The 21,286-nt window shown below is 69.3% G+C and carries 21 protein-coding genes; 13 read left to right on the forward strand and 8 right to left on the reverse strand.

Annotated features, from left to right (window positions below; translation table 11 throughout):
* The first annotated feature begins 1 nt into the window (after window position 1).
* The gene (gene otnI, locus HHL11_RS34245; RefSeq protein ID WP_169416763.1) at window positions 2–811 is read left to right on the forward strand and encodes a 2-oxo-tetronate isomerase; all 810 of its coding nucleotides are present in this window, start codon (window positions 2–4) and stop codon (window positions 809–811) included.
* Window positions 802–1,383, forward strand: coding sequence for a YigZ family protein (locus HHL11_RS34250; RefSeq protein ID WP_169416764.1), 582 nt, complete (start codon window positions 802–804; stop codon window positions 1,381–1,383). Before otnI ends, HHL11_RS34250 begins: the two co-directional genes overlap by 10 nt.
* 64 nt (window positions 1,384–1,447) lie before the next feature.
* Here the strand turns inward: HHL11_RS34250 and HHL11_RS02295 are convergent, their stop codons facing one another.
* Both HHL11_RS02295 and HHL11_RS02300 read right to left on the reverse strand, forming a co-directional pair.
* Complete coding sequence (locus HHL11_RS02295) at window positions 1,448–2,194, reverse strand: DUF72 domain-containing protein (protein ID WP_169416765.1); 747 nt, start codon at window positions 2,192–2,194, stop codon at window positions 1,448–1,450.
* Complete coding sequence (locus HHL11_RS02300) at window positions 2,191–2,928, reverse strand: hypothetical protein (RefSeq protein ID WP_169416766.1); 738 nt, start codon at window positions 2,926–2,928, stop codon at window positions 2,191–2,193. Before HHL11_RS02300 ends, HHL11_RS02295 begins: the two co-directional genes overlap by 4 nt.
* A gap of 61 nt (window positions 2,929–2,989) precedes the next feature.
* Between HHL11_RS02300 and HHL11_RS02305 the strand changes: the two genes are divergently transcribed.
* Together HHL11_RS02305 and HHL11_RS02310 are read left to right on the forward strand one after the other, a co-directional pair.
* Window positions 2,990–4,456, forward strand: coding sequence for a M20 family metallopeptidase (locus tag HHL11_RS02305; RefSeq protein WP_169416767.1), 1,467 nt, complete (start codon window positions 2,990–2,992; stop codon window positions 4,454–4,456).
* A gap of 83 nt (window positions 4,457–4,539) precedes the next feature.
* Entirely contained in the window at window positions 4,540–5,394 is an 855-nt protein-coding gene (locus HHL11_RS02310; protein WP_425355180.1) for an alpha/beta hydrolase, read from the forward strand.
* Here the strand turns inward: HHL11_RS02310 and HHL11_RS02315 are convergent.
* Genes HHL11_RS02315 through HHL11_RS02325 form a run of 3 tightly spaced genes read right to left on the reverse strand, consistent with a single transcriptional unit; the run spans window position 5,360 to window position 8,322 of the window.
* Entirely contained in the window at window positions 5,360–6,535 is a 1,176-nt protein-coding gene (locus HHL11_RS02315) for an MFS transporter (RefSeq protein ID WP_169416769.1), read from the reverse strand. The two genes, HHL11_RS02310 and HHL11_RS02315, sit on opposite strands and share 35 nt — an antisense overlap.
* Window positions 6,532–7,245 (reverse strand): 16S rRNA (uracil(1498)-N(3))-methyltransferase, encoded by a 714-nt coding sequence (locus HHL11_RS02320; RefSeq protein ID WP_169416770.1) that lies wholly within the window; start codon window positions 7,243–7,245, stop codon window positions 6,532–6,534. Before HHL11_RS02320 ends, HHL11_RS02315 begins: the two co-directional genes overlap by 4 nt.
* Before the next feature lie 3 nt (window positions 7,246–7,248).
* Complete coding sequence (locus tag HHL11_RS02325) at window positions 7,249–8,322, reverse strand: aminoglycoside phosphotransferase family protein (protein ID WP_169416771.1); 1,074 nt, start codon at window positions 8,320–8,322, stop codon at window positions 7,249–7,251.
* A gap of 66 nt (window positions 8,323–8,388) precedes the next feature.
* Between HHL11_RS02325 and HHL11_RS02330 the strand changes: the two genes are divergently transcribed.
* The 3 genes from HHL11_RS02330 to rsmA all read left to right on the forward strand — a co-directional run bounded on the left by HHL11_RS02330 (window position 8,389) and on the right by rsmA (window position 13,021).
* Entirely contained in the window at window positions 8,389–10,797 is a 2,409-nt protein-coding gene (locus HHL11_RS02330) for an LPS-assembly protein LptD (protein WP_169416772.1), read from the forward strand.
* Between the two features lie 14 nt (window positions 10,798–10,811).
* The gene (locus HHL11_RS02335) at window positions 10,812–12,176 is read left to right on the forward strand and encodes a peptidylprolyl isomerase (protein ID WP_240979986.1); all 1,365 of its coding nucleotides are present in this window, start codon (window positions 10,812–10,814) and stop codon (window positions 12,174–12,176) included.
* 62 nt (window positions 12,177–12,238) lie between these two features.
* The gene (gene rsmA, locus HHL11_RS02340) at window positions 12,239–13,021 is read left to right on the forward strand and encodes a 16S rRNA (adenine(1518)-N(6)/adenine(1519)-N(6))-dimethyltransferase RsmA (RefSeq protein ID WP_169416774.1); all 783 of its coding nucleotides are present in this window, start codon (window positions 12,239–12,241) and stop codon (window positions 13,019–13,021) included.
* A 262-nt stretch (window positions 13,022–13,283) separates the two neighbouring features.
* Here the strand turns inward: rsmA and HHL11_RS02345 are convergent, their stop codons facing one another.
* The 3 genes from HHL11_RS02345 to HHL11_RS02355 all read right to left on the reverse strand — a co-directional run bounded on the left by HHL11_RS02345 (window position 13,284) and on the right by HHL11_RS02355 (window position 16,728).
* Window positions 13,284–13,715, reverse strand: coding sequence for a barstar family protein (locus tag HHL11_RS02345; RefSeq protein WP_169419876.1), 432 nt, complete (start codon window positions 13,713–13,715; stop codon window positions 13,284–13,286).
* A 55-nt stretch (window positions 13,716–13,770) separates the two neighbouring features.
* Window positions 13,771–14,103 carry a guanyl-specific ribonuclease gene (locus HHL11_RS02350; protein ID WP_240979987.1) on the reverse strand — a complete coding sequence of 111 codons (333 nt, stop codon included), beginning with the start codon at window positions 14,101–14,103 and terminating at the stop codon, window positions 13,771–13,773.
* A 318-nt stretch (window positions 14,104–14,421) separates the two neighbouring features.
* Window positions 14,422–16,728 (reverse strand): NADP-dependent malic enzyme, encoded by a 2,307-nt coding sequence (locus tag HHL11_RS02355; RefSeq protein WP_169416775.1) that lies wholly within the window; start codon window positions 16,726–16,728, stop codon window positions 14,422–14,424.
* A gap of 276 nt (window positions 16,729–17,004) precedes the next feature.
* Here HHL11_RS02355 and HHL11_RS02360 point away from each other — a divergent pair, with 276 nt between their 5' ends.
* From HHL11_RS02360 to HHL11_RS02385, 6 genes are read left to right on the forward strand one after another with little or no spacing between them, the layout of a single operon-like run.
* Window positions 17,005–17,736 carry a beta-ketoacyl synthase chain length factor gene (locus HHL11_RS02360; protein ID WP_169416776.1) on the forward strand — a complete coding sequence of 244 codons (732 nt, stop codon included), beginning with the start codon at window positions 17,005–17,007 and terminating at the stop codon, window positions 17,734–17,736.
* Complete coding sequence (locus HHL11_RS02365; protein ID WP_169416777.1) at window positions 17,729–18,508, forward strand: lysophospholipid acyltransferase family protein; 780 nt, start codon at window positions 17,729–17,731, stop codon at window positions 18,506–18,508. Before HHL11_RS02360 ends, HHL11_RS02365 begins: the two co-directional genes overlap by 8 nt.
* Window positions 18,495–18,770 (forward strand): phosphopantetheine-binding protein, encoded by a 276-nt coding sequence (locus HHL11_RS02370; protein WP_169416778.1) that lies wholly within the window; start codon window positions 18,495–18,497, stop codon window positions 18,768–18,770. Before HHL11_RS02365 ends, HHL11_RS02370 begins: the two co-directional genes overlap by 14 nt.
* Before the next feature lie 5 nt (window positions 18,771–18,775).
* Window positions 18,776–19,033 carry an acyl carrier protein gene (locus HHL11_RS02375; protein ID WP_169416780.1) on the forward strand — a complete coding sequence of 86 codons (258 nt, stop codon included), beginning with the start codon at window positions 18,776–18,778 and terminating at the stop codon, window positions 19,031–19,033.
* A 9-nt stretch (window positions 19,034–19,042) separates the two neighbouring features.
* Window positions 19,043–19,606, forward strand: coding sequence for a COG4648 family protein (locus HHL11_RS02380; protein WP_169416781.1), 564 nt, complete (start codon window positions 19,043–19,045; stop codon window positions 19,604–19,606).
* Window positions 19,599–21,284, forward strand: a complete 1,686-nt coding sequence (locus tag HHL11_RS02385; RefSeq protein WP_169416783.1) for an ApeI family dehydratase — start codon at window positions 19,599–19,601, stop codon at window positions 21,282–21,284. Before HHL11_RS02380 ends, HHL11_RS02385 begins: the two co-directional genes overlap by 8 nt.
* Window positions 21,285–21,286: the final 2 nt, after the last annotated feature.

Below are 21,286 nucleotides of genomic sequence, written 5' to 3' on the forward strand. Positions count from 1 at the left end.
CATGCCGAAATTCGCCGCCAACCTGTCGATGCTCTATCCGGAGCATGCCTTCCTCGACCGCTTTGCCGCCGCCGCCCGCGACGGCTTCCGCGCGGTCGAATTCCTGTTTCCGTACGAGCACGAGCCGCGCGAACTGGCGGCTCGCCTGCAGGACCACGGCCTGCAGCAAGTGCTGTTCAATGCGCCGCCCGGCGACTGGAACGGCGGCGAGCGCGGCCTTGCCTGCCTGGCCGGGCGCGAGGCGGAGTTCCGCGCCGGCATCGCCGACGCGCTTCGCTACGCGCAGGCGCTCGCCTGCCCGCGCGTGCACGTCATGGCGGGCCTGGTGCCGGACGGCCAGGAGCGCGCCGCGCTGCGCGCCACCTACGTCGCCAACGTGCGCTGGGCCGCGGCCGAGGCGGCCAGGCAGGGCGTGAACCTGCTGCTGGAGCCGATCAACACGCGCGACATCCCGCGTTTCTTCCTCAATCGCCAGGACCACGCGCACGAGTTGGTGCAGGAGATCGGCGCCGCCAATGTGCAGGTGCAGATGGACCTGTACCACTGCCAGATCGTCGAGGGCGACGTGGCGATGAAGATCCGCCAGTACCTGCCCACCGGCCGCGTCGGCCACTTCCAGATCGCCGGCGTGCCGCAGCGGCACGAGCCCGATCTCGGCGAGTTGAACTACGACTACCTGTTCGGCGTGATCGACGAGGTGTCGGCGGCCTGCGGCTGGGACGGCTGGATCGGCTGCGAATACCGGCCGGCGCGCGGCCCGGCGGCCGGCGGCACATCGCAAGGGCTGGGCTGGCTGCGCAAGTGGCGCTGACGCTGGCGCGCCCGGCGACGAGCGAGCTGGTCATCAAGAAAAGCCGCTTCCTCGGCTGCGTGCAGCCGGTGGAAGGGCGCGCGCAGGCGCTGGAGGTCGTGGCCGGACTGCGGGCCGAACATCCCGGCGCGGCCCACGTCTGCTGGGCGCTGCTGGCCGGCGGGCAATCGGCCGCCAACGACGACGGCGAGCCAGGCGGCACCGCCGGCCGCCCCATGCTGGAAGTGCTGCGGCACCAGGACCTGGAAGGCGTGCTCGCGACCGTGGTGCGTTACTTCGGCGGCGTGAAGCTGGGCGCGGGCGGGCTCGTGCGGGCCTACACCGACGCGGTGGCGCAGGCGCTGCTGCAGGCGGAGAAGCTGCCCTTGCAGAAGCGGGTGCAACTGGCGTGCAGCGTGCCGTATGCGCTGGAAGGCATGGTGCGGCGCGAGGTGCAGGCTGCCGGCGGGACGCTGGGCGAGGTGACGCATGGGAGCGTCGTGGAGATGGCTTTCAGCGTGCTGGAGGATGCGGCGGCTGCCCTCCAGATGCGGCTGAACGAAGCCGGCCAAGGGCAACTCGCCTGGCTCTGACTCGTCATTCCCGCGAAGGCGGGAAACCAGGGCGCCCTGGCCCCCGCCTTCGCGGGGGTGACGATCAGAGGAGCTGCAGGAAGGACATCGCCGCGGCTGGTGCCCTTTCCTTCGCTCCATTGATGAAGAACACGAAAGCCTCGTGCTTCTGGCTGGTCTGCACCCACTGGCGCGCGCCGGTCACCCAGGGCTGCAGGTCCTCCACGCGGTAGCCGGTAGCGCAGTCGGCGGAACTGCGCATCAGGCGCAGATAGGCCAGGTCGCTGCGCGCATGCGGGATGGACGGGAACTTGTCCGAATCGGTGTAGACCGTGGTGCAGCTGTGTTTCTGCAGCAGGTCCAGGTAGGCCTCGCTGGAGAAGCTCGGATGCCGCGCATCGATCACGTGGCGCAGCGGCCGGCCGGCCACCTCGCGTGGCAGCAGCTTCAGGAAGGCCTCGATGTTCTCCGGCACGAACTGCGTGGTCGGCATCAGCTGCCACAGCAGCGGCCCGAGCTTGTCGCCCAGCTCCGCGAGGCCGCTGTTCACGAAGCGCTGCACGCCCTCTTCCGCCGTGCCCAGGTCGCGCCGGTGCGTGGTGAAGCGGTGCGCCTTCAGGGAGAAGACGAAATGCTCCGGCGTCTCGTCGCGCCACTTGGCGAAGGTCGACGCGCCGAAGGTGCTGTAGAAGGTGCCGTTCACCTCGATGGCCGTCACCTGCCGGCTGGCGTAGTTCAGCTCCTTGCTGTGCGCCAGGCCGGCCGGGTAGAAGTTGTCGCGCCAGGGCTCGAAAGTCCAGCCACCGATGCCGACATGGATGCGCGTGTTCATCGAGGAGGTCCCCACAGGTGAGCGCCCGCATGCGCGGGCTCGGTGATGCCGCGGCGCGGCGCGTTCGACTCGCGCAGCGCGCCATCGGCGTTGATCGCCAGGCCAACGCGGAACTGCTCCGGCTCCAGGCCCAGCTGCTGCAGCAGCAGCCCCAGGGCGAGGTCGCCGCCCGCGTGCACCAGGTCGGCAAAAGGCCAGTCGAAGCGCCGCATCAGGGCGAGCGGCACGACCTTCCAGCCGCCGGTGTTGAACAGCACCTGCTGCGGCACCGGCCGCCCGGTGGACCAGGGCTGCTGCGCGACCCAGTTGCGCTGGTCCTCGGTGACATCCTGCGTGTAGAGCGAGCCGAGCGAACCGCGCACGGTGGCCGTGCGGGTGCTCACCGCCTGCAGCCAGGCAGCCGGGTCGATGCCGGGCAGCAGGCAGGAGTCGTCGTCGAACCACATCATGTGGGTGGCGTCGCCGTGGTAGCCGGCCAGCAGGCGCCGCATCATCGGGTTCTTGTAGACCTGCGGGTCCGCGCTCTCGAAATGCACGCCAGGCAGCAGGCCTTCCAGCACCGAACGCGAGCGCCCCGAGACCTCGTTCAGGCCGACGCGCAGGTCCACGCGCCCGGTGTTCCACAAGGCGCGCAGCGTCCGGCCGCAGCGCAGGGCCAGCTCGGGATGATCGCCGTAGAAGAGTGCGAGGACGAGGAACTTGACCACGGGTGCCGCCGGGACAACGGCCGCCATCCTAGCCCAGCTGGACGGCGGGCGGTCAAAATGGCGAAATCCGAACCCGCGAGTCCTGCCCATGAACGCTCCCCGCGAACTGCCCCAAGCCATCCTCGATAGCGCCAAGGCGCTCGACCAGGTCACCCGCCAGTGGGACGGCGACATCGTGCGCCAGCTCACCGAGTACATCGCCATCCCGGCCAAGTCGCCCGGCTTCGACCCCGAGTGGTCGCAGCACGGCTACATCGAAACGGTGCTGCGCAACGCCGCCGCCTGGGTGGAGTCGCAGAAGGTCGAAGGCCTGAAGCTGGAGATCGTGCGCCTGCCGGGCCGCACGCCGGTGCTGTTCTTCGAGGTGGCCGCCACCAAGACGGACGCGCAGCAGACCATCCTGATGTACGGCCACCTGGACAAGCAGCCGGAGTTCACCGGCTGGCGCTCCGACCTCGGCCCCTGGACCCCCAAGTACGAGGACGGCAAGCTCTACGGCCGCGGCGGCGCCGACGACGGCTACGCGGTCTACGCCAGCATCGCCGCCATCCAGGCGCTGAAGGCGCAGGGCAAGCCGCACGCGCGCATCGTGGGCCTCATCGAGACCTGCGAGGAATCCGGCTCCTACGACCTGCTGCCCTACGTCGACGCCCTGCGCGCGCGCCTGGGCGACGTGGCGCTGGTGATCTGCCTCGACTCCGGTGCCGGCAACTACGACCAGCTCTGGCTCACCACCTCGCTGCGCGGCATGGCTGCCGGCACGCTGAAGGTGCAGATCCTCACCGAGGGCATCCACTCGGGCGACGCCTCCGGTCTGGTGCCTTCCAGCTTCCGCATCATGCGGCAGGTGCTGGACCGCCTGGAGGACAGCAAGACCGGCCGCCTGCTGCCGGCCAGCTTCCACTGCGAGGTGCCGGCCGACCGGCTGGCGCAGGCGCAGGCCACGGCGAAGATCCTGGGCGAGGAGGTCTACAAGCGCTTCCCCTGGGCCCACGCGGATTGCGGAGGCTCGGCGCAGTCCGCGCTGCCCACCACCACCGACCCGGTGCAGGCGCTGATCAACCGCACCTGGACGCCGACGCTGTCGGTGACCGGCGCCGAGGGCTTCCCGGCGCTGAAGGATGCCGGCAACGTGCTGCGGCCCTACACCGCCTTCAAGCTGTCGCTGCGCCTGCCCCCGCTGATCGACGCGGCGCAGGCCGTGCAGGAACTCAAGACCCTGCTGGAGGACAACGCGCCCTACCAGGCCATCGTCACTTTCGAGAGCGGCGCCGGCGCCTCCGGCTGGAACGCGCCCTCGATGGTGCCCTGGTTCGAGAACGCGCTGAACTCCGCCTCGCTGGCCCATTTTGGTGCGCCGGTCGGCTACATCGGCCAGGGCGGCACGATCCCGCTGATGAACATGCTGAGCCAGGGTTTCCCCAAGGCGCAGATGATGGTCTGCGGCGTGCTGGGCCCGCGCAGCAACGCGCACGGCCCCAACGAGTTCCTGCACGTTCCGTACGCGAAACGGCTGACCGCCAGTGTGGCGGAGGTGATGGCGCAGATGCCCTGAGCGTCGCCGCCCGCGCGGCGAAACTTGGGTACTACGTCACAAGAGGCATTGACAGGCTCAGCCGTGCCGCGATGATCGGCCCGGTGAGCGCGCAGCCGGATTCCACTCTTTCGACCTTCACGGCCAGCGATGGCGAGAACATCGCGGTGCAGGACTGGCCGTTGCCGGAAGGCCGGGTGCCGCGCGGCATGGTGCTCATCGTCCACGGCCTGGGCGAATACGCGGGCCGCTACGACCACGTCGCCAAGCGCCTGAACCATTGGGGCTTCGCGGTGCGCAGCTACGACCAGTACGGGCACGGCGAGTCCGGCGGCATGCGCGGCGGCCTGCCCACGGCCACGCGGCTGCTCGACGACCTGGCGGACCTGGCCGAAAGCGCACGCCGGCGCGTGCCCGAAGGCGTGCCGCTGGTGGTGCTGGGGCACAGCATGGGCGGACTGATCGCGGCCACCGCCGTGGCGCGCCAGCTGCTGCCGGTGGACGCGCTGGTGCTGTCCTCGCCGGCGCTGGGCACGCGCCTGTCACCGCTGCAAAAGATGTTGATGGCCTGCGTGCCGCGGATCGCGCCGAACATGGCGGTGAGCAACGGCCTGGACCCCGATTTCCTCACGCACGACCGCGCCGTGGTCGACGCCTACCGGGCCGACCCGCGGGTGCACGACCGCCTCACCGGCCGGCTGGCGCGCTTCATCGTCGACGAAGGCCCGAAAGTGGTGGCCTCGGCGCCGCGCTGGACGGTGCCGACCCTGCTGATGTACGCCGGCGACGACCGCCTCGTGGACCCGGCCGGCAGCCGCGCCTTCGCGCAGGGCGCGCAAGGCGGCCCGGTGGAAGCGCACTGCTTCCAGGACCTGTGGCACGAGATCTTCAACGAGACCGGCGCCGGCCAGGAAGCGGTGTTCCTTACCTTGCGGCGGTGGCTGGACGGACGGTTTTGAGCCCCAGCCAGGCGATCCCCGCGCCCACCAGCACCACCGGCAGCAGCGAACCCACGTTCAGCCAGGTCCAGCCCTGCGTCGTCACCAGCACGCCCGAGGCGAGCGAGGTGCAGGCCAGCGTGAGGAACACGAACAGGTTCAGCACCGCCTGCGCGCGGTCCTTCTCCTCCGGCGCGTAAGCCGTCAGCGACAGCGTGGTGCTGCCGGTGAAGACGAAGTTCCAGCCGACGCCCAGCAAGGTCAGCGCGATCAGGAACTGGTGCAGTTGCACGCCCGAAAGCGCGACGGCGATGCAGCCGGCCAAGAGCGCCACGCCGACGCCCATCACGGGCAAGGTGCCGAAGCGCTTGATCAGGTGGCCGGTGAAGAAGCCGGGTGCGAACATGCCGATCACGTGCCACTCCAGCACCATGGCGGCGTCGGAGAACGGGAGGCCGCATTGCTGCATGGCCAGCGGCGTCGCCGCCATCAGCAGGTTCATCACGCCGTAGCCCAGGCCGCCGGCGGCCGCGGCCACCAGGAAGGTCGGGTCCTGCAGCAGCTGCGCCACCGTGCGGCCGCCGCCATGCGCCGACTTGCGCTGCACGGGCGGGAAGCGCATGAAAGCCAGCAGCGCCATGGCCAGCAGCGCGACGACGGCCAGCGCCAGGTAGGCGCCGACGAAGGGCGCGGAGCCCAGGTCGCGCGTGCGCGCCGCGAGATTGGGGCCGACGATGGCGCCGATCAATCCGCCGGCCATCACCAGCGACACCGCCTTCTCGCGCATGCCGGGCGCGGCCAGTTCCGCCGAGGTGAAGCGATAGAGGTTGGCGTTGGCGGCGTAGAAGCCCGCCAGCAAGGTGGCGCCGCACACCAGCCAGAAGTTGTGGGTGGAAGCGGCCCAGGCGCACAGCAGCGCCGACAGCAGGCCCACCACCAGTCCCAGCAGGAAGGAATTGCGCCGCCCGAGCCGCGCCTGCGCCAGCGCCACCGGCCCGGTGAACAGCGCGCCGCCGACCACGTAGCCCATCACCGGCAAGGTCGCCATCCAGCCATAGGGCGCCAGCGACAGGCCGACCAGCCCGTTGATGGCGATGAAGGTGACGTTGTTGGTGAGGAAGAGGCCTTGCAGGATGGCCAGCAGCCACAGGTTGCGATTCATGCAGCGGTTCCCAGGGTGAGGACGGAGAGCGCAGCCAGCGGCGCCGTTTCGGCCCGCAGCACGCGCGGGCCCAGGTGCACCGGCTGCCAGCCCCGGGCCAGCGCCGCATCTTCCTCGGCTGGCGCCAGGCCGCCTTCGGGGCCGCTCAGGAGCGTCACCTCGGGCAGGCCGGCATGCGCTGCCACCGGCCGCGTGCCTTCGCGCAGCGACAGCACCAGGCCAGGCGTGCGCGGCTGCGCGAGCCAGGCCGCCAGCGGCTGCACGGCGTGCACTTCCGGCACGCGGTTGCGGCCGCACTGCTCGCAGGCGGCGACGGCGATGGCCTGCCAGTGCGCCTGCTTCTTCTGCGCCCGCTCGCCGGCCAGGCGCAGCACGCTGCGTTCGGCCACCAGCGGCTGGATCGACATGGCGCCCAGTTCGGCCGCCTTCTCCACCAGCCAGTCCATGCGTTCGTTGGCCGGCATGGCCAGCGCCAGGTGGACGGCGATGCTCGTTTCGCGTTCGACCGGGTCGTGCTGCTCCACCGCCACCCGCACCTCGCTGCGCCCCATGTGGGTGACGCGGGCCAGGTATTCGCCACCGCGGCCATCGAACAGGGTCAGCCCATCGCCCGGCTGCAGCCGCAGCACCTGCACGTGGCGCGCGGCGCCCGCCGGCAGGGCGAGCTCCAGCCCGGGGCGCAGCGGCTCGGAGCAGTGGATGCGCGCCACGGTCTAGACGCGGCCGAAGGCGAAGCCGGTCGCCGCGGCGCTGCCTTCGACCTCGTCGATCAGGCGCGCCAGCGGCGCCAGTTCGCGGTAGCGGGCGGCTGTGGCGCGGATGTAGGCGATGAAGCGTGGCGCGTCGGCCAGGTACTTCGGCTTGCCGTCGCGCAGCGTCAGGCGGGCGAAGATGCCGGCCACCTTCAGGTGCCGCTGCAGGCCCATCCACTCCACCGCGCGGTAGAACTCGCCGAAGTCGCTGTCCACCGGCAGGCCGGCCTTCTGGGCCTTCTGCCAGTAGCGCACCGTGACGTCCAGCACGAACTCCTCGTCCCAGGACAGGAAGGCGTCGCGCATCAGGCAGGCGATGTCGTAGGTGATGGGCCCGTACACCGCGTCCTGGAAGTCCAGCACGCCCAGGCGCGGCTCCGCGGGGTCGCGCGGGATCATCAGGTTGCGCGGCATGAAGTCGCGGTGCACGTAGACGCTGGGCGCGGCCAGGTTGCGCTCGACGATCAGGCGGAACTGCGCGTCCAGCGTGTTGCGCTGGGCATCGGTCAGCGTGAGGCCTTTATGCTGCGCCAGGTACCAGTCCGGGAACAGCGCCAGCTCGCGGGCCAGCAGCGCCTGGTCGTAAGGCGGCAGCACGCCCGGCCGCGAGGCTTTCTGCCAGTCGACAAGGGCGTCGACGGCGCGCATGTAAAGCGGGAGATTGGCGCGCGGCTGTTGCGCATCCACCACCTCGATCATGGTCTGCGTGCCCAGGTCGTCGAGGAGCATGAAGCCTTGCGGCTCGTCCCACTCCAGTACGCGCGGCACGTAAAGTCCGGCGGCAGCCAGCAGGGCGGCAACCTTGACGAAAGGCTTGCAGTCTTCCTTGTCGGGTGGGGCGTCCATCACGATGCGGCTGCCGCCGGCGGCGTCCACCCGCAGGTAGCGGCGGAAGCTGGCGTCGGCGGAAGCCGGCCGCAGGGTCGCGGGCTGGAGGCCGTGGCGCTCGGCAATGGAAGCCAGCCAGCCGGCGAATGCGGCTTCGCGCGCCGGATCGGGCCAGGTAACAGGGGGGAAAGACGCGGAATCGCTCATGGATAATCGATTCTACAAATCCAACCTGGCGCGCCGGACGGCCGGACCGCCAGGGGTCCACCCTTGATGCACTACACCCGATTCCAGGCGTCGCGCGCCCGCTTTGCACTGACTCCGGTGGCCTTCGTCGCGGCCGCGTTGCTGCCCCTGGCGACGCGCGCGCAGGAGCAGCCCGAGGCCGCGCCGCAACTGAAGCCCAGCCCGGTGCTGCGCGAGAACATCCCGGCGGACGTGCGCCCCCAGCTGCCCACCTTCGTCGAGGGCGACGCGATCCGCGGGCAGACCGACGTCCAGACCGAGGTCCAGGGCAATGCGGTGCTGCGCAAGGGTGACACGATCATCCGCGCCGACAAGCTCGAATACAACACGCCCAAGGACCTGGCCACCGCCACCGGCAACGTCCACATCAACAAGGCCGGCACCATCTACGAAGGGCCGTTCCTCGAGCTGGAGGTGGATGCCTTCCACGGCTTCTTCAACGAGCCGCGCTACCACTTCCTGCGCAACGACGCCTACGGCGAGGCGGAGCGCGTGGACTTCGAGGACGACAAGCACTCGATCATCCACCGGGCCACCTACACCACCTGCCAGCGCCGGCCCGGCCCGGACTGGATGCCGGACTGGATCCTGAAGGCCGACAAGATCACGCTGGACGACGACACCGACACCGGCGTGGCCACCGGCGCTGTGCTCAGTTTCTTCCGCGTCCCCATCCTCGGCCTGCCGGCCATGAGCTTCCCGCTGACGGACCAGCGCAAGTCGGGCGTGCTGCCGCCCACCATCGGCCTGGACAACAAGAGCGGCGTCGAAGTCACTGTCCCCTACTACTGGAACATCGCGCCGAACCGCGACGCCACCATCTACCCGACGCTCATGAGCAAGCGCGGCGTGGACCTGGGCGGCGAGTTCCGCTACCTGGAGCCCAGCTACAACGGCATCTTCCGCGGCGACATCCTGCCCAATGACAAGCTGCGCGACATGGACCGCTGGGGCTACACCTACCAGCACACGCAAAGCTTCGCGCCCGCGGGCGGCGCCCTGGGCGGCGGCGCGCTGGCGCTGAACCTCAATCGCGTCAGCGACGACAACTACTGGCGCGACTTCTCGCGCAACAGCTCGGTGCTGACGCAGCGCCTGCTGGCCGCCGACGGCACCCTGTCCTGGGGCATCGGCGACCTGAGCGTGTTCGCGCGCGAGCAGAAGTGGCAGACGCTGCAGGACGCGACCGCGCCCATCCTGCCGCCGTACGACCGCTCACCGCAGGTGCAGGCGCGCTACGTCAAGAACTCGCTGCCGGCCGGTTTCGAGTCGACCATCGAGGCCGACACCACCCGCTTCACGCGCACGCTGGACCCGATCGCGCAGACAGCCTTCGCCGCCACGCCGGAGTCGCTGCAGCCGAACGGCCAGCGCACCTACGGGCTGCTGCAGCTGTCGCGACCCTGGCAAGCGCCTGGCTGGTTCTTCGTGCCCAAGGCGCAGGTGCACGCGGCCCACTACGACCTGGACGCCACCAGCACCGCCAACGGCCGCACCGAAGACCGCGTGATCCCGACCTTCAGCCTCGACGGCGGCCTGGTCTTCGAGCGCAACACCAGCTACTTCGGCCGCGCCTTCCTGCAGACGCTGGAGCCGCGCGCCTTCTACACCTACACGCCGTTCCGCGACCAGACCAACCTGCCGAACTACGACTCGGCGCTGAACGACTTCAACTTCGCGACGATCTGGACCGAGAACGCCTTCGGCGGCAACGACCGCATCTCCGACGGCAACCTGCTGACGCTGGGCGCCACCAGCCGCCTGCTGGACCCGGACACCGGCGCCGAGGCGGCCAAGTTCGGCATCGCCCAGCGCGTGCGCTTCAAGGACCAACTGGTGACGCTGCCGGGCGGCACACCGGTCAGCGAGCGCCTGTCGGACCTGCTGTTCGGGGTGTCGGCCAACCTGGTGCCGTCCTGGAGCGTGGATTCCACGGTGGAATACAACCCGAAGACCAACCGGTCGATCCGCTCCACCATCGGCGCGCGCTACTCGCCGAAGAACTACCACGTGATCACCGCCGCCTACCGCCTGAACCGCATCGCGCCGGGCAGCGAGCAGATGGACGTGGGCTGGCAATGGCCGCTGAACGACTTGTGGGGCGACAAGGGCCAGGAACTGGGCCCCGGCCGCGGCGAAGGCGAAGGGCGCTGGTACAGCGTCGGCCGCATGAACTACGACATGCAGGCCAAGAAACTGGTCGATGCGGTGGTGGGACTGGAATACGATGCGGGCTGCTGGATCGGGCGGGTCGTGGTGGAACGCCTCCAGGCCGGCACGACCCAGGCGAACAAGCGCGTCCTGTTCCAGATCGAATTCGTGGGCCTGAGCCGCCTGGGTTCGAACGCCTTGCAGTCGCTGAAGGAAAATATCCCGCGTTACCAATTCCTGCGCGAGCAGGTGCTGCCGCCCAGCCGGTTCAGCAATTACGACTAGACATGCCTCCGATGATGAAAAAGCTTTCCCTGGCCCTCCTGGCCGCCGTCCTCGCCGCCTCCGCGGCGGCGCAGGGCCTGCGCGCGACGCCGCAGCTGGGCCCGGGCCGCCTCGGCGCCGAACCCGTGCAGCGCGGGCCGCAGGCGGCCGACTTCATCGTGGCCGTGGTCAATTCCGAGCCGATCACCAACAACGAGGTGCGCCTGCGCATGGTGCGCTACGAGCAGCAGCTGGCGCAGCAGGGCTCGCCGATGCCGCCGCGCACGCAGCTGGCACGCGAGGTGCTGGAACGCCTGATCACCGAGAAGGCGCAGCTGCAGCTGGCCAAGGAAACCGGCGTCCGGGCCGACGACGCCACGGTGGACCTGGCGGAGCAGAACGTGGCCCGCCAGAACAACATCGAGGTGCCCGAACTGCGCCAGCGCGTCGTCGCCTCCGGCACGACGGTTGCGCAGTTCCGCGATGACCTGCGCAACCAGATCCTGCTGCAGCGCCTGCGCGATCGCGAGCTGGAGCCGCGCTCCAAGGTGAGCGAGGCCGACATCGACGCCTTCCTGCGCGAGCAGGAGTCGGGCGTGAGCGACACCAACAGCACCGAGCTGAACCTGCAGCACATCCTGGTCGTCGTGCCCGAAGGCGCACCCGCCAGCGAGGTGGCGCAGCGGCAGGCCAAGGCCATGAAGCTGCTGGAACGCGCCCGGGCCGGCGAGGACTTCACGCAGCTGGCGCGCGACAACTCCGACGCCGCCGGCGCGGCGCAGAACGGCGGCCAGATCGGCCTGCGCGCGGCCGACCGGCTGCCGCAGCTGTTCGTGGACGTCACCAAGGACCTGAAGGAAGGCCAGATCAGCGACGTGGTGCGCTCGTCGGCCGGCTTCCACATCGTCAAGGTGCTGGAGAAGCGCCAGGCCACGCGCGCCGGCATTTCGGTGACGCAAAGCCATGCCCGCCACATCCTGCTGCGGGCCGGCCCCAACCTGAGCGAGACGCAGGCCATCCAGCGGCTGGCGGACTTCAAGAAGCGCATCGAGGGCGGCACGGCCACCTTCGCCGAGCTGGCGCGCGACAACTCGCAGGACGCCAGCGCCAAGAACGGCGGCGACCTGGGCTGGGCCAGCCCGGGCATGTTCGTGCCGGAGTTCGAGGACGTGCTGAACGCGCTGGCGCCCGGCCAGATCTCCGACCCGGTGGTCAGCCGCTTCGGCATCCACCTGATCCAGCTGATCGAGCGGCGCCAGAACACCCTGGGCCCGAAGGAGCAGCGCGAGGTGGCGCGCAACCTGGTGAAAGAGAAGAAGCTGGACGAAGCCTACGTGCGCTGGTCGCAGGAAGTGCGCGGCCGGGCGTACGTGGAATACAGGGAGCCCCCCGTTCTGTGACCTGGGGGTCAGATCCCAATTCACGACGATCATGTTTGAGGCCGAGATACCGGTGAACGAAATTGGGCTCTGACCCCCACCGTTCGAAGCACGTCGCGCGCAAGCGCTTCGGGCAGCATTTCCTGTCCGACCAGGGGATCATCGACGCGATCGTGCGCGAGATCGATCCGCGGCCCGGCCAGCCCATGGTGGAGATCGGCCCGGGCCTCGCCGCCCTCACCCAGCCGCTGGTGGAGCGCCTGGGCAAGCTGGCCGTCATCGAGCTCGATCGCGACCTCGCCGCGCGGCTGCGCCAGCACGCGCAGCTGGACGTGGTGGAGGCCGACGTGCTGAAGGTGGACTTCACGGCGCTGGCGCGGGAGCGCGGCGTGCCCAAGCTGCGCGTGGTCGGCAACCTGCCGTACAACATCTCCAGCCCCATCCTGTTCCACCTGCTGCAGCACGTGGGCCACGTGCAGGACCAGCACTTCATGCTGCAGAAGGAAGTGATCGACCGCATGGTGGCCGCGCCGGCGACGTCCGACTACGGGCGGCTGTCGGTGATGCTGCAGTGGCGCTACGCGATGGAGGACGTGCTGTTCGTGCCGCCGGAATCCTTCGACCCGCCGCCGCGGGTGGACAGCGCGGTGGTGCGCATGGTGCCCTACGACCAGCCGGCCGTCGTCGACGAGGCGCTGCTGTCCGAGCTGGTGCAGGTGGCCTTCAGCCAGCGGCGCAAGATCCTGCGCAATACGCTGGGGAAGTGGCTGGAGGAGAAAGGCTTTGCCGGCGAGTTCGACGTGCAGCGCCGGGCCGAGGAAGTGGCGGTGGCGGAGTACGTTGCCGTGGCCCAGGCCCTGGCGTGAGTGTCGTCATCCCCGCGGAGGCGGGGAACCAGGGCGCCCAAAGAAAAAGCCCCGCAGTTGCGGGGCTTTGTTTCGTGCCTGATCGATCAGGCCGCCGCGAGCCAGTAACCCGCGTTGAACGGGCTGCTCATTCGCAGCGCCAGCGGGGAGACGTCCAGGATCTTGTCCGTGGGCATCTTCTCGCCATCGGCGACCGGCTGTTGCACGGGTTCGCCCTGGGCCTCGTTCGCCCGTTCCGCTTGGCCTTGTTGTGCGGAACGGGCTACCGAAAAGAATAGAAACAGCGGAAGGGGACTTTTCGGTCCGCCCAGTAATCGGCGGTGTCGCGGAAGATGTCCAGCAGCTGCTCGCGGCCTTCCTTGTCGAACTTGCCGTTGGCGGGAATGTGTTCCAGCACCACGATGAAGCCCGGCTGCGGGCCCGACTTGTGCAGCGGGTCGGTCATGCAGTCGTACAGCGCGTCGAAGTTCTTGCCGAAGTGCGCCGGGAAGGTGAACTGCTGGGCGATCATGTCCAGCACGTCCTGCTTGCTCATGGCCATGGCCAGGTTGGCGTACAGGAAATGCTGGCCCAGTTTCGTCGCGGTCTCCTGCAGGTCCTGCACGCGGAACGCGCGGATGGACTGCACGATGTTGCTGCGCACGCCTTTCAGCGGCGTTTCGGAAATGTCAGGACGAAGTGGCTGCTGTTCCATCTCCGTGTCTTTCTCGGTAGTCAAAAACTCTTCCCGCTTCATCTTCATGCTCGGGTCACTCCACGATCTTGCGAAAACTGGCGTAATGGTCTGCGGTGTAGTAGCAGGCGTGCGGTACCTTCGCGGGGCCGCCGCACACGATGCGTCGGGCACCCCGGTCGCGCGCACCCGGCGTTTCCACGGTGTATTCGCGGTAGTAGCCGCGCTTTTCGGGCGGGAGCATCCGCTCCCTGTTGCCGAACACCGTGCCGTCCTTTTCATGCAGGAACGGCCCGCCTCGCCGGATGCGTTCGTAGGTCTCCCGGCCCTGCGGTGGCAGTTCCACCACCGCGATGACGGCGACTTCGCCCGCTTTCCACTGCTGCTCCCAGGCTTGCGCGTGGGACATCCCGAGCATCGTCGCCGCCACAAGTGCGCTAGTGAGCGCAAACTTGAGGGCTTGGAGACGGGATTGGAGCGGACCTTCTCGGGAGATCTTCAAGGGCACCACCCTTTGGCTTTCCGCCGCTGGGCCTCTCAACTTCACCCGGCTTATCCTGCCGCCGGGACTGCTTCAAACCCCGGGTTTACCCGGACCTTTCAAGCCCGGTAGTGTGACCGATGTGTCACCAAAAGGCAAGCCCGGTGCCCAAAAATTGGGCACCGGGCAAGGCTTTTCGAAGCGGCGAGTGCTGACTTAAGTTAGCGCCCGCTTGGTGGGAAGAGCTTAACGGGCGGCGTTTGCGTCCGCGACCGTCAAAGCTGTCATATTGACGATCCGCCGAACGGTCGTGCTGGCCGTCAGGATGTGCACCGGTTTGGCGGCACCGAGCAGCACCGGGCCGATGGCGATGTTGCCGCCGGCCGCCGTCTTCAGCAGGTTGTAGGAAATGTTGGCAGCGTCGATGTTCGGCAGCACCAGCAGGTTGGCGTCGCCGGACAGGGTGCTGTGGGGCATGATCTGCGCGCGGGCCTGGCCGTCCAGTGCCACGTCGCCGTGCATCTCGCCGTCCACTTCCAGCCAGGGCGCGGTGGTACGCAGCATTTCCAGTGTCTCGCGCATCTTGTGCGCGCTGGGCTGGTTGCTGCTGCCGAAGTTGGAGTGCGACAGCAGCGCCGCCTTCGGCTTCAGGCCGAAGCGCATCATCTCCTCGGCCGCCATGATCGTGATCTCCGCCAGCTGCGCCGCCGTCGGGTCGTAGTTGACGTGCGTGTCCACCAGGAAGACCTGCCGGTTCGGCAGCATCAGGCCGTTCATGCAGGCGTAGGTGTTGACGCCCGGGCGCTTGCCGATCACCTGCTCGATGTACTGCAGGTGCAGCGAGGTGATGCCCCAGGTGCCGCAGATCAGGCCGTCGACCTGGTCCTTCTGCAGCAGCATCGAGCCGATCAGCGTCAGGCGCCGGCGCATCTCGATCTTGGCCATCTGCACCGTCACGCCCTTGCGCTCGGTCATGCGGTGGTAGGTCTGCCAGAAGTCGCGGTAGCGATCGTCGTAGTCGGTGTCGACCACGTCGAAGTCGCGGCCCTGCTGCAGGCGCAGGCCGAACTTCTCGACGCGCTGGGCGATCACCTTGGCGCGGCCGATCAGGGTGGGCCGGGCGACGCCCTCGTCCACCACGATCTGCGCGGCGCGCAGCACGCGCTCTTCCTCGCCCTCGCTGAAAGCCACGCGCTTGCGCGGCGCGCTCTTGGCCAGCGCGAAGATCGGCTTCATGGTGGTGCCGGACGCGTAGACGAAGCTTTGCAGCTTCTCGCGGTAGGCATCCATGTCCTGGATCGGGCGCGCCGCCACGCCGCTGTCCGCGGCCGCCTTGGCCACCGCCGGCGCGATCTTCATCATCAGGCGCGGGTCGAAGGGCTTCGGGATCAGGTATTCGGCGCCGAAGGACAGCTGCTGGCCCGCATAGGCCGCCGCCACCACTTCGCTCTGCTCCGCCTGCGCCAGTTCGGCGATGGCGTGCACCGCGGCGATCTCCATTTCCATGGTGATCGTCGTCGCGCCGCTATCCAGCGCGCCGCGGAAGATGTACGGGAAGCACAGGACGTTGTTGACCTGGTTCGGGTAATCGGTGCGGCCGGTGGCGATGATGCAGTCGGGCCGCGCCGCCTTGGCGTCTTCCGGGGCGATTTCCGGGTTGGGGTTCGCCAGGGCCAGGATCAGCGGGTCGGCCGCCATCTTCTTGACCATCTCCGCCTTCAGCACGCCGCCGGCAGACAGGCCGAGGAACACGTCGGCGCCCTCGATCACCTCGGTGAGCGTGCGCGCCTTGACGTCCTGCGCGAACTGCTCCTTGTCCGGGTCCATCAGCTCCTTGCGGCCCTTGTAGACCACGCCGGCGAGGTCGGTCACGTAGATGTTCTCGCGCGGCAGGCCCAGCTTCAGCAGCAGGCCCAGGCAGGCCAGCGCCGCGGCGCCGGCGCCGGAGGTCACCAGCTTGACCTTGGTGATGTCCTTGCCGACGACCTTCAGGCCGTTCAGGATGGCGGCGCCGACGACGATGGCGGTGCCGTGCTGGTCGTCGTGGAAGACCGGGATCTTCATGCGCTCGCGCAGCTTGCGCTCCACGTAGAAGCAGTCCGGCGCCTTGATGTCTTCGAGGTTGATGCCGCCGAAGGTGGGCTCCAGCGCGGCGATCACGTCGACCAGCTTGTCCAGGTTGTCCTTCTCGGCGATCTCGATGTCGAAGACATCGATGCCGGCGAACTTCTTGAACAGGACGCCCTTGCCCTCCATCACCGGCTTGGCGGCCAGCGGGCCGATGTCGCCCAGGCCCAGCACCGCGGTGCCGTTGGTGATGACCGCCACCAGGTTGCCCCGGGCGGTGTAGCGGAAGGCGTTGGCGGGATCCTTGACGATCTCTTCGCAGGGCGCCGCGACGCCGGGCGAATACGCCAGCGCCAGGTCGTACTGGTTGATCAGCTGCTTGGTCGCCGAGATGGCGATCTTGCCGGGCGTCGGGATCTCGTGGTACTTGAGCGCCGCTTCGCGCAACAGGGCGCGTTTGTCGGGCTTGGCGGGGGTATCGGACATGCAAGTCTCCTGGCAACCGGGCGCGGCCACCTTGTTCTTTGGCGGAATCATCGCAAAAGGGCTTGCGATTGTAGACCTGAGGTGGGTAAACCCTAGGACCTCACTCCATGTGTACAAGTCAATGCACCTGCACCCTGGCGGTGTCGGCGCCGCGCCACGCCAAAAGCGGGAATCCTTGGAACCACAGTAGTCGCTTACATCTGGGCGACGGGCGCTTCAGATACATCAATTAACATTGAGGAAGAATTAAGGATGAGCAGCCTCGGGAGGGGCCATATGGGTGTGCGCTTCGTGATCCGGGACTGGGCGGCCTTGGCCCCTGGCCTGCACGCGGCCGCCGACTGGCGCGCCTGGGCGCGCGCACCCCATTGCCCGCAGGGCCTGCCGGAAGCGAAACTCGAGGCCATGCCGGCGATGCAGCGCCGACGGCTGAATGCCCTGGGCCGCGCCGCGGCCCAGATGGCGTGGGAAACCCACGCTCCCGGCAGCGGCCAGCCCGTGGTGTTCGCCTCCGGCTATGGCGACGCGCAGCGTTGCCTGGCCCTGCTGAAGGAATTCGCGGCCAGCGGAGCCGCCTCACCGACCGATTTCACTTTTTCCGTGCACAACGCCATCGGCGCCATGTACTCGATCAGCCGCAACGACCAGGCCAGCTACAGCAGCGTGGCCGCCGGACCCGCCAGCGCCGCCAACGGCGTGGTGGAGGCTTGCGCCTTGCTGGCCGATGGCGCGCGCGAGGTGCTGCTGGTCTGCTACGACGCGCCGCTGCCCGGCGAATACGCCGCCTTCCAGAACGAGCCGGCCGCAGCCTATGCCTGGGCCTGGCGCATTGCCGCGGCCGACGCCGGCGAGCCGCACATCGCGCTGGCGTGGACCGCGGACGACGCTGCCGCGCCGGCTTCGGAACTGCCCTTCGGCCTGCAGGCGCTGCGCTTCGCCGTGTCCGAAGACGCGCAGGCCGAGACGCGCGCCAACGGCATGCGCTGGACCTGGAGCCGCCATGCTTGAGCGCATCGACCGGGCCTGGCGCGTCGCCGCCACCGGCCTGTGCTTCGCTAGCTTCGGCACCGGCAGCCTGATGCTGGGCATGGTGGTCTTTCCGATGCTGCGCGCCTGCATCCGCGACTCGCGGCGCCGCTCCGCGGTTGCCCGCTGGATGATCCGCCACACCTTCCGCTCCTTCGTCACGCTGATGCGCGCCACCCGCGTGCTGAGCGTGGAAGTGCGCGGCCTCGAGCGCCTGCAGGGCGGCGGCCGGCTGATCCTGGCCAACCACCCGACCCTGATCGACGTCGTGCTGCTGATGGCGCTGATCGAGCAGGGCGACTGCGTGGTGAAGGGCGCGCTTTCGCGCAACCCGATCACGCGCGGCCCGGTCCGCGCGGCCGGCTTCGTTTTCAACGACGACGGCGGCGAGGAGCTGCTGGAAGGCTGCGTGCGCTCGGTGCGCACCGGCAACAACCTGATCATCTTCCCCGAGGGCACGCGCACCTCGCGCACCGAGCCCATGCGCCTGCAGCGCGGGGCGGCGCGGGTGGCGGTGCACGGCGAGCTGGACATCACGCCGGTGCGCATCCACTGCGCGCCGCTCACCCTGGCCAAGGGCGAGAAGTGGTGGCAGGTGCCGCCGCGCCGCGCCCACATCCGGATCGAGGTGGACGAGGTGATCCGGGTGTCGCCCTTCATCGCGGCGGCCCCCAGCGCGGCGCTGGCCGCGCGCCACCTCAATCGCCACCTCACCGACTATTTTTCGAGAGAGCACGAACTTGCAAGCGCTTGAACAAGAGATCAAGGAACTGATCATCTCCGCCCTGTCGCTGGAAGACGTGCGGCCGCAGGACATCGCGACGGAAGCGCCGCTCTTCGTCGAAGGCCTGGGCCTGGACTCCATCGACGCGCTGGAACTCGGCGTGGCGCTGCAGAAGCGCTACGGCGTCACCCTGTCGGCCGACGCGGCCGAAACCCGCCAGCATTTCGCGAGCGTCGCCGCGCTCGCGCGCTTCGTCTCCCAATCCCGCCCAGCCACCGTGCAAGCCAGGTGAACGCCATGACCAAGGACGACATCCTCAATCACATCGCCGCCATCCTGGAGGAAACCTTCGAGATCGATCCCGCCAAGGTGAAGCCCGAGGCGAAGCTCTATGACGACCTCGAGATCGACAGCATCGACGCCGTCGACCTGATCGTGCAGCTGAAGCCGCTGGTGGGCCGCCGCCTCGACCCCGAGGCCTTCAAGTCGGTGCGCACCGTGGCCGACGTGGTCGACGCGCTGTACGGCATGCTGGACAACCCCACGCCCGCCTGAAGGCTGCGCGTGCGTGCTCCGCTGAAACTGCTGGCGGCGGTGGCCACGGTCGCCTATCCGCTCGTGGTCTACCTGGGCCTCGGCCGCTGGGACCCGCTGTGGGTCGCCCTGGCGCTGGCCGCGCTGCTGCTGCTGCGCGCGTGGAGCGGGCGCGACCCCGTGTGGCTGGTCGCCGGCTGCGGTGCGCTGGTGCTGGGAGCGTCCGCCAGCCTGGGGCACAGCTGGCTGCCGATGAAGCTCTATCCCGTGCTGGTCAGCGCCGTGCTGCTGGGGGTGTTCGGCGCCAGCCTGTGGCGGGGGCCGTCGATGATCGAGCGCATCGCCCGCCTCACCGAGCCGGACCTGCCGCCGCAAGGCGTGGCCTACACGCGCAAGGTCACCATCGCCTGGTGCGCCTTCTTCGTCGTCAATGGCGCCATCGCGCTCGCCACCACCTTGTGGGGCAGCGAGCATGCGTGGCTGCTGTGGAACGGCCTGCTTTCGTATGGGGCCATGGGCCTGTTCTTCGCCGCCGAATGGCTGCTGCGCCAGCGCATGCGGGCCCGCCTGGCGGCCGCGGGGTCCCATGGCTGACTGGATCTCCCTCGCGCGGGTGGCCTTGCCCGGCCCCGCGCAGCGCGCGGTGGCGCGCCGTGGCGGCGCGCTGATTGCGCACGAACGTTTCAGTGCCGACGTCGCGCGCTGGCAGGCGGCCTTTGCGGCCGTGCCGGGCCAGCACGTGGCGATCTACTTCGCCGACAGCTACGACTTCGCCTGCGCCTTGTTCGGCGCCTGGCATGCCGGCAAGGTGGCGATGCTGCCCGGCGATGCCCAGCCCGCGACCCTGGAACGCCTGCTGCCGCAGGTGGCTGCCTGCGCCGGCGAATTGCCGGGCGCCTTGCAGCCGGCCGCGGCGCCCGGAGCGCCGCTGCATGAGCTCGACCTGCACGAGACGCAGGCGGTGATCTACACCTCCGGCTCCAGCGGCCAGCCAGTCGCCATCCGCAAGCGGCTGGCGCAGCTGGAGGCCGAAGTGCAGCACCTGGAAACGGTGTTCGGCGCGCGCATGGATGCGGGCGGCGCGCCGCTGATCCGCGCAACCGTCTCGCACCAGCACATCTACGGCCTGCTGTTCGTCACCACCTGGCCGCTGGCGGCCGGGCGCGTGGTGGAAGTCGAGAAGCTGGTCTATCCCGAACAGATGGCGCAGCGCCTGGGCCTCGAAGCGACGGCGCTGGTGTCCAGCCCTGCGCACCTGAAGCGCCTGCCGGAGAGCCTGGATTGGTCCGCGGCCCGCGGCCAGCTGCGGGCGATCTTCTCCTCCGGCGGCCCGCTGCCGCCGGAATCGTCCGGGCAGGCCCATGCGCTGCTGGGCGTGTCGCCGACCGAGGTGTACGGCAGCTCCGAGACCGGCGGCGTCGCCTGGCGCCAGCGCGCGCACGATGGCGATGCCTGGACCGCCCTGCCCGAAGTGCAGTGGCGGCTGAAGGACGACACGCTGTGCGTGCGCTCCGCGCACCTCGATGGCGACGAGTGGTGGGAAACCGCCGACCGCGCCAAGGCGCTGCCCGATGGCCGCTTCGTGCTGCAGGGGCGGGCCGACCGCATCGTCAAGATCGAGGAAAAGCGTGTCTCGCTGGTGGCGCTGGAAGACGCGCTCGCGGCCAGTGGCCTGGTCGCCGAAGGCAAGGCGCTGCTGGTGCCGTCCGAAGGCGGGCCGCGGCTCGCGGTGGTCGCGGTGCCCAGCGCCGAAGGCTGGTCGGTGCTGCAGGCCGAAGGCAAGCGCGGGATGAGCGCGCGCATCCGCCAGCACCTGCTGCAAGGCTTCGAGCGCGTGGTGCTGCCGCGCCGCTTCCGCTACCTGCGCGAGCTGCCGGTCAACACCCAGGGCAAGGCCACCGAGGCGCTGCTGGGCGTGCTGTTCCAGCCTGAGCTGCCGCGCGCCACCTGGCGTGAGCGCCGCGCGCCGCAGGCGGCGGTGAGCCTGGAGATCGTGCCGCAGCTGCGCGTGTTCGAAGGGCACTTCCCCGGCGCGCCGGTGCTGCCGGGTGTGGTGCAGCTCGATTGGGCCATCGCCTTCGGCCGCCGGGCCTTCGAACTGCCGCCGCGCTTTTTGCGCGCCGAGCAGATGAAGTTCCAGCAGCCGGTGCTGCCGCCGGTGCAGCTGGAACTGGAGCTGGAATGGAAGGCCGAGGCGCGGCAACTGCACTTCCGCTTCGCCTCGCAAACCGGCCAGCATTCCAGCGGCCGGCTGGTGTTCGGGGAGGCCTGACC

The organism is Ramlibacter agri (assembly GCF_012927085.1).
In the GTDB taxonomy this organism is placed as follows: Bacteria; Pseudomonadota; Gammaproteobacteria; order Burkholderiales; family Burkholderiaceae_C; genus Ramlibacter; species Ramlibacter agri.